Below are 6,232 nucleotides of genomic sequence, written 5' to 3'. Positions count from 1 at the left end.
GCTTAGCGGAAAGTTCTTTTACCCTCAGCCGAAATGCCTGCCGTTGCTAGACATTGCCAGCCAGTGCCCGTCACTCCGCGGTCTTCACTGCGTGATCGAGTTGATCGACACCCGCCGTGACACGCTCCATGAAGTGCCTGCCTGCGTCTGTTAGCCGAACGCCCCGCGCATGGCGCTCAAATAGCAGGACACCAAGGTTATCCTCCAGCGCTTTCACACGCGCGCTGACGCTCGACTGGCTGATACCAAGTGCCTTGGCCGCATGCCGAAAATTCAGATGCTCGGCGACGGCGATGAACTGAACAAGGGAAATGAGCGGTATCCTGCCAGACAGGATACCGACATTCACGAGGTTTCGATGGTTAGTGCGCCGCATCGGAGCGGGCCTGCTACCAGTCGTCGGTTAGACGACTGGCGACTTCTCGGTGGCAGCCCCACGGAGCCGAAGGAGCACCAGCCCCAACGAAACCAGTACCGCCATCGCCGTGGCGTAACAGATCACGGGCCACGCTGTGTCACCGTTTAAAAGTGCCACCGCCAATGTCCCGACAATGCTGACTATCAGGCTTTGAACGCAGAAGTAGAACGCGACCGCTGATCCCGCGATGTCGTCGAACTCTGCCAAAGCGCCGTTCGCGGTAACGGACACCGTGAAGACAATACCGACCGCGACAACCCACATCGGTAGGATGAAGGTGAGGAATGACGGCGAGCCGTAAAGTTCGCCGATCCCCAACAGGACCGCTCCGCAAACAAGCAACGCCATCCCACGCGCCACGCATCCTGCGATGCCCCATCTGGCGACAAAGGACTTCGCGAAACGGGTTGTCACGATCATTACAAGCGCGACAGTGGCGAAGGCAAAGCTGAATCCGATCTCGGAATATTCCGCTTGGCCTATGAGCACACGGGGAGCCGTCGAGAAGAAGACGAAGTAGGTGCCCATACCGGCGCTAAAGCCGACAGTGTAAACCCAAAAAGCCGGACTCGCGAAGATCGGCAAGACAGATCGGCGCGTCTTGACTTGATCCAGAGGGCGGGTTTCGTGCCACCTGAAACCCGCATTTAGGAGTGCGAGCATCGCCAGTATAGCCAAAGTAATGAATATCGCCTGCCATCCCAAGAACTCGCCGATCAATACTCCGGCGATAGGGCCGAGCGCAGGCACGAACGCCAGCATCGAACTGAAAAGGCCGTAGATGACGACACCCTCAGGACGGTTGGCATAAACGTCGCGAACCGTCGCGAACGTCGCCACCAGCATGGCCGACGCGCCCACTGCTTGAAGTAGACGGAAAGCGACAAAGGCCGGTGCAGTTGAAGACCAAGCTGCTCCCAGAGACGCAATGACGAAAGCCGTTGCGCCCGCAAGTAGAATTGGCCGTCGCCCGATTCTGTCTGAGAGCGGACCAAAAATCACCTGGCCCACGCCGAGCATCACCATATAGAGGCTCAACGTGAGTTGGATCATAGCGGGCGTCGTGTTCAGGATGCCGGGCATCGCTGGAACGACAGGGAGATAAATATCCATCGCCAGTGAAGCGAGGATGTCGAAAGGAGCCATCAGCAGCAGTGCTGCCGGCAGCGTATAGGCCCACGCGGGGCGTGTGGTGGTCATGACGAATCAACCCTCGATTAAGGAATACCGGGCGACGTCTGCTCGTCAGCAATCAGATGAGACTAGCCTTACAGAGCGCCGCAACAACAATACTGGTTGTTGCGGCTTACTTGTCTGCTGACTTGGAATTTCCCATCTGATTACTCCACGCTTACGAATATGAATTGCTACATTTTATCCGATTATCTTTTGCTTCGCAATGCGGCATGGGCGCACTCAGCGTTCCAGCCCCCTCTGCCGCCCTAACTGCCACGACACCGACCCGCCCTGCACGATGCCCATAACCTCGCGGCCGAGTTGGCGGTCGATGATCGGCCGCCACGGGACAAGGGTGAACTCATGGGATTTCTCGACCACGGCGAACTTGCCGCTCGATAGATGCACGGTTCCGGTAAACTTGCCGCTGACGCTCTCGCCGTCCGTGGCGGCGCGGAACGGCAGGCCCTTACTCAAAGCCATATCCGATCCGACGCCGGCTACCTCGCGCTCCCGCAGGATGGCGAGAAGGTTGCGCCGGTAGAAGACGCGGCTGTCCCGGCTGCGGGTGGCGTCGCCCTGTTCGATATGGTGCTCGCGGCGCTGGTCCATGGCTTCGCGGACTTGTTGCCCGAAGCCGGTTGGCGCAAGGTCGGCCGTCTCGCCGTGGATCAGCCGCCGGTCCAGCCAGGTCGCGCCGTCCGATCCGATCTGTTTGTTCAGATCGACCGGGGAAAGGACGCGAACGCTGGCCTGACTGTCTCGGCCGGCGTCATGGGCGGCGGCACGGCTGACCAGATCATCGGGGATGCGCCATTGGTCGGCGTCGATCCGCTCGACGATACCGGCCCGGCGTAGCGCCTCCAGCCGGCGCACATGGGCATCGACATAGCCCTCATAGTCGCCGCCTGGAACGCGGCACGTATAGGAAGAATAAACGCCCTTTTCACCCAAGTCCAACAGCTTTGGACCGCAGTTGACTCTTTCGACACCCCTGCGATGCAACCCAATCCGGCTGACGGGGAGCCAGCAACGCTGAAAATTTACCCTCCTCTTTCCCACTAGCGGCTCCTTTTCCGACAACCAGCACGGCGGATCCCTGCCGCGGCGCTGTGAACGCAGCATTTTGATTGGTATCGTTGGCCTTCAGGCTCGTCAGTCAAACAGACCCAGGAGCAGCTCAGCCGGTGGCGCCCGGCTTTCGGGTAACGCCCTGGTCCCGCTGGTTTCGGCTTTGTGCTTCAGGTGATCAAGGATCTGCTTGATCACTATAGGGTCTTCAATGCAGGCGATGACTTTCATGGCGCCGCCGCAGCCGCTGCAGGTCTCGATGTCGATATTGAAAACACGCTTGAGCCGTTGCGCCCATGTCATCGACGCTCGCCGTTGTGCTGGTGTTGCCGGTTCATCAGCCACCCTGACCTTGTTGCCCCTGCCCCGTTTTGCCGGCGTGACCAACGCCCGGTGCCGACTGTTGGGTGCGAACACCCCGTGGAAGCGGGTTAGGTTGACTCTGGGCTTCGGTACCAGGGCGGCCAGCCTTGCAATGAAATCCAATGGTTCGAAAATGACGTGCGTGGTGCCGTCCCGGTACGGCGTCTTGAGCTGGTAGCGCACGTTGCCGCCTCGTGTTAACGACAGCCGCTTCTCGGATACCGCCGGGCGGCTGATGTACCGGCACAGCCGTTCGAGCTTCTTGCGTTCATCGGCCCTGGCCGCCACGCCGGCGTGCAGGCTGGACCCGGCTACCTTGCCAATCCCGTCACCGAACGGATCACCACTGGTCGGCAGAGTTTGCAAAGTGAACACCTTTCGCCCCGCCTGTGAACCGACAGCGATACGGTAAGTGATCGAGTGCCCCAGCAGGGGTGTCATCGGGTCGTCATCCACCGCATCCGAGGCCAGATAGCTGTTTTCGACATCCCGTTCCAGCAGGCCTTGCCGTTCCAGATAGCGACCCACCCGGTGGGCGATGGTGTGCGTCAGCTGGGTGAGCTCTGGGCTGGTCGGCGCCTTGACCCAGCGGAAACGCGCTGAGCCGTGGGATTGCTCGACATACACACCGTCGAGAAACAGCATGTGGAAGTGAACATTCAGATTGAGCGCCGATCCAAAACGCTGGATCAGGGTGACCGCGCCCGTCTTGGCCACTTGGTGGGTATGGCCCGCTTTCTTGACCAGGTGCCAATACCCATCTTTGTATCAACTCCCCTTCCTGCCCGGCATCCCCGCAATTGATGACTTCAGAACAAGATGCTACCAATTTTTCAATAACAGCAAATTGCCTTTTTACTCCATCGTTATCAATTAGTTTAATGCCAAATTTTTTAGGTACAATTGGCAGATCTTCCAATTTCCAGTATTTCCAATTTTCTTTGTAATCATGGGGTTCATTCAATGTACACAGATGGCCAAAAGTCCAGGTTACCCAATAGCCATTTCCTTCATAAAAGCCGTTGTTGCGTTGTTTTGCACCAATTACTTCGGCAATATCTTTTGCCACAGAAGGTTTTTCAGCTATACATAAAATCATAAGGAGGCAAAGTTAGTAAGGTCGTTGAAGTTTTGAAACCGTTACATACAAAACATTTCAACAAAAACAGTAAGTTTTAGAGTTATTTACGTGTATATTTTTTTATTTCAAAAGCAAAAGCGTGTTTTTCATCAATACCCTGTTTCAGTACAGTTTCACTATTCCACTCAGATTCAGAAAATTTAGGAAAAAAAGTATCTGCGTCAAACACTCCATCTACTTGTGTGATATACATTTCTTGAAGGATGTTTCGCTGCATAACTTCTGCATAAATTTGTCCCCCACCAATGATGAAAACAGTTCTTTCGGTTTCATTTTTATAGAACTCTAAACATTCAGTAAGTGAAAAAAAGACATGAGCTCCTGGTGCTTGATAGCCGATTTGGTGAGTTAAAACGGCATTTTCACGATTTGGCAAGGGTCTAAATTTCTCAGGAATAGATTCATAATTTTTACGTCCGGTTATTACTACATGACCTGTTGAAGTTTCTTTAAAGAATTTCATATCAGCCGGCAATTTCCATAACAAATCGTTGTCTTTACCAATGCCAAAATTTTTATCCATGGCAACAATTAATGATAGTTTCATAATGATCGGTATTGAATAATTAATTTTTTATTTGAGGCATTAAGCACATGCAATAATTTCTCAATTGGTTTTTTCACCTTTTCTTTCAAATGTAACTCATCTGCAGTTTGAATCATACGTATAGGAAGAATAAACGCCCTTTTCACCCAAGTCCAACAGCTTTGGACCGCAGTTGACTCTTTCGACACCCCTGCGATGCAACCCAATCCGGCTGACGGGGAGCCAGCAACGCTGAAAATTTACCCTCCTCTTTCCCACTAGCGGCTCCTTTTCCGACAACCAGCACGGCGGATCCCTGCCGCGGCGCTGTGAACGCAGCATTTTGATTGGTATCGTTGGCCTTCAGGCTCGTCAGTCAAACAGACCCAGGAGCAGCTCAGCCGGTGGCGCCCGGCTTTCGGGTAACGCCCTGGTCCCGCTGGTTTCGGCTTTGTGCTTCAGGTGATCAAGGATCTGCTTGATCACTATAGGGTCTTCAATGCAGGCGATGACTTTCATGGCGCCGCCGCAGCCGCTGCAGGTCTCGATGTCGATATTGAAAACACGCTTGAGCCGTTGCGCCCATGTCATCGACGCTCGCCGTTGTGCTGGTGTTGCCGGTTCATCAGCCACCCTGACCTTGTTGCCCCTGCCCCGTTTTGCCGGCGTGACCAACGCCCGGTGCCGACTGTTGGGTGCGAACACCCCGTGGAAGCGGGTTAGGTTGACTCTGGGCTTCGGTACCAGGGCGGCCAGCCTTGCAATGAAATCCAATGGTTCGAAAATGACGTGCGTGGTGCCGTCCCGGTACGGCGTCTTGAGCTGGTAGCGCACGTTGCCGCCTCGTGTTAACGACAGCCGCTTCTCGGATACCGCCGGGCGGCTGATGTACCGGCACAGCCGTTCGAGCTTCTTGCGTTCATCGGCCCTGGCCGCCACGCCGGCGTGCAGGCTGGACCCGGCTACCTTGCCAATCCCGTCACCGAACGGATCACCACTGGTCGGCAGAGTTTGCAAAGTGAACACCTTTCGCCCCGCCTGTGAACCGACAGCGATACGGTAAGTGATCGAGTGCCCCAGCAGGGGTGTCATCGGGTCGTCATCCACCGCATCCGAGGCCAGATAGCTGTTTTCGACATCCCGTTCCAGCAGGCCTTGCCGTTCCAGATAGCGACCCACCCGGTGGGCGATGGTGTGCGTCAGCTGGGTGAGCTCTGGGCTGGTCGGCGCCTTGACCCAGCGGAAACGCGCTGAGCCGTGGGATTGCTCGACATACACACCGTCGAGAAACAGCATGTGGAAGTGAACATTCAGATTGAGCGCCGATCCAAAACGCTGGATCAGGGTGACCGCGCCCGTCTTGGCCACTTGGTGGGTATGGCCCGCTTTCTTGACCAGGTGCGTGGCAATGACGCGGTAAACGATGCCCAGCACCCACCCCATGATCTCGGGCCGGCTGGCAAACAGGAAACGCAGCTGAAACGGGAAGCTCAACACCCACTGACGCATGGGTTGTTCAGGCAGTACTTCATCAACC

General features: G+C 55.7%; 5 protein-coding genes and 2 pseudogenes. All 7 read right to left on the bottom strand.

Annotated features, from left to right (window positions below; genetic code table 11):
- Positions 1 to 70: 70 nt before the first annotated feature.
- Positions 71 to 376 carry a LysR family transcriptional regulator gene (locus tag R7044_RS23765; protein ID WP_001255015.1) on the bottom strand — a complete coding sequence of 102 codons (306 nt, stop codon included), beginning with the start codon at positions 374 to 376 and terminating at the stop codon, positions 71 to 73.
- 27 nt (positions 377 to 403) lie between these two features.
- Entirely contained in the window at positions 404 to 1,618 is a 1,215-nt protein-coding gene (gene floR, locus R7044_RS23760; RefSeq protein ID WP_000214122.1) for a chloramphenicol/florfenicol efflux MFS transporter FloR, read from the bottom strand.
- Positions 1,619 to 1,834: 216 nt separating this feature from the next.
- Complete coding sequence (locus tag R7044_RS23755; protein ID WP_001447541.1) at positions 1,835 to 2,719, bottom strand: DUF3363 domain-containing protein; 885 nt, start codon at positions 2,717 to 2,719, stop codon at positions 1,835 to 1,837.
- A gap of 30 nt (positions 2,720 to 2,749) precedes the next feature.
- A pseudogene (locus R7044_RS23750) lies at positions 2,750 to 3,778 on the bottom strand (IS91-like element ISVsa3 family transposase); the annotation flags it as partial.
- Between the two features lie 13 nt (positions 3,779 to 3,791).
- A pseudogene (locus R7044_RS28660) lies at positions 3,792 to 4,127 on the bottom strand (toprim domain-containing protein); the annotation flags it as partial.
- 82 nt (positions 4,128 to 4,209) lie between these two features.
- Positions 4,210 to 4,722 carry a dihydrofolate reductase gene (locus R7044_RS23745; RefSeq protein ID WP_086371372.1) on the bottom strand — a complete coding sequence of 171 codons (513 nt, stop codon included), beginning with the start codon at positions 4,720 to 4,722 and terminating at the stop codon, positions 4,210 to 4,212.
- 345 nt (positions 4,723 to 5,067) lie between these two features.
- A partial coding sequence (locus R7044_RS23740; RefSeq protein WP_000320694.1) for an IS91-like element ISVsa3 family transposase occupies positions 5,068 to 6,232 on the bottom strand: 1,165 nt, incomplete at its 5' end.

The sequence above is a fragment of the Vibrio sp. 1402 genome (assembly GCF_033340275.1).
This window is presented reverse-complemented; position numbering and strand designations above follow the sequence as displayed.

What these genes read in the sequence shown, in the direction of transcription:
- R7044_RS23765 (WP_001255015.1), bottom strand. Translation starts at nt 376, where the DNA reads ATGCGGCGCACTAACCATCGAAACCTCGTGAATGTCGGTATCCTGTCT.
- floR (WP_000214122.1), bottom strand. Translation starts at nt 1,618, where the DNA reads ATGACCACCACACGCCCCGCGTGGGCCTATACGCTGCCGGCAGCACTG.
- R7044_RS23755 (WP_001447541.1), bottom strand. Translation starts at nt 2,719, where the DNA reads ATGCTGCGTTCACAGCGCCGCGGCAGGGATCCGCCGTGCTGGTTGTCG.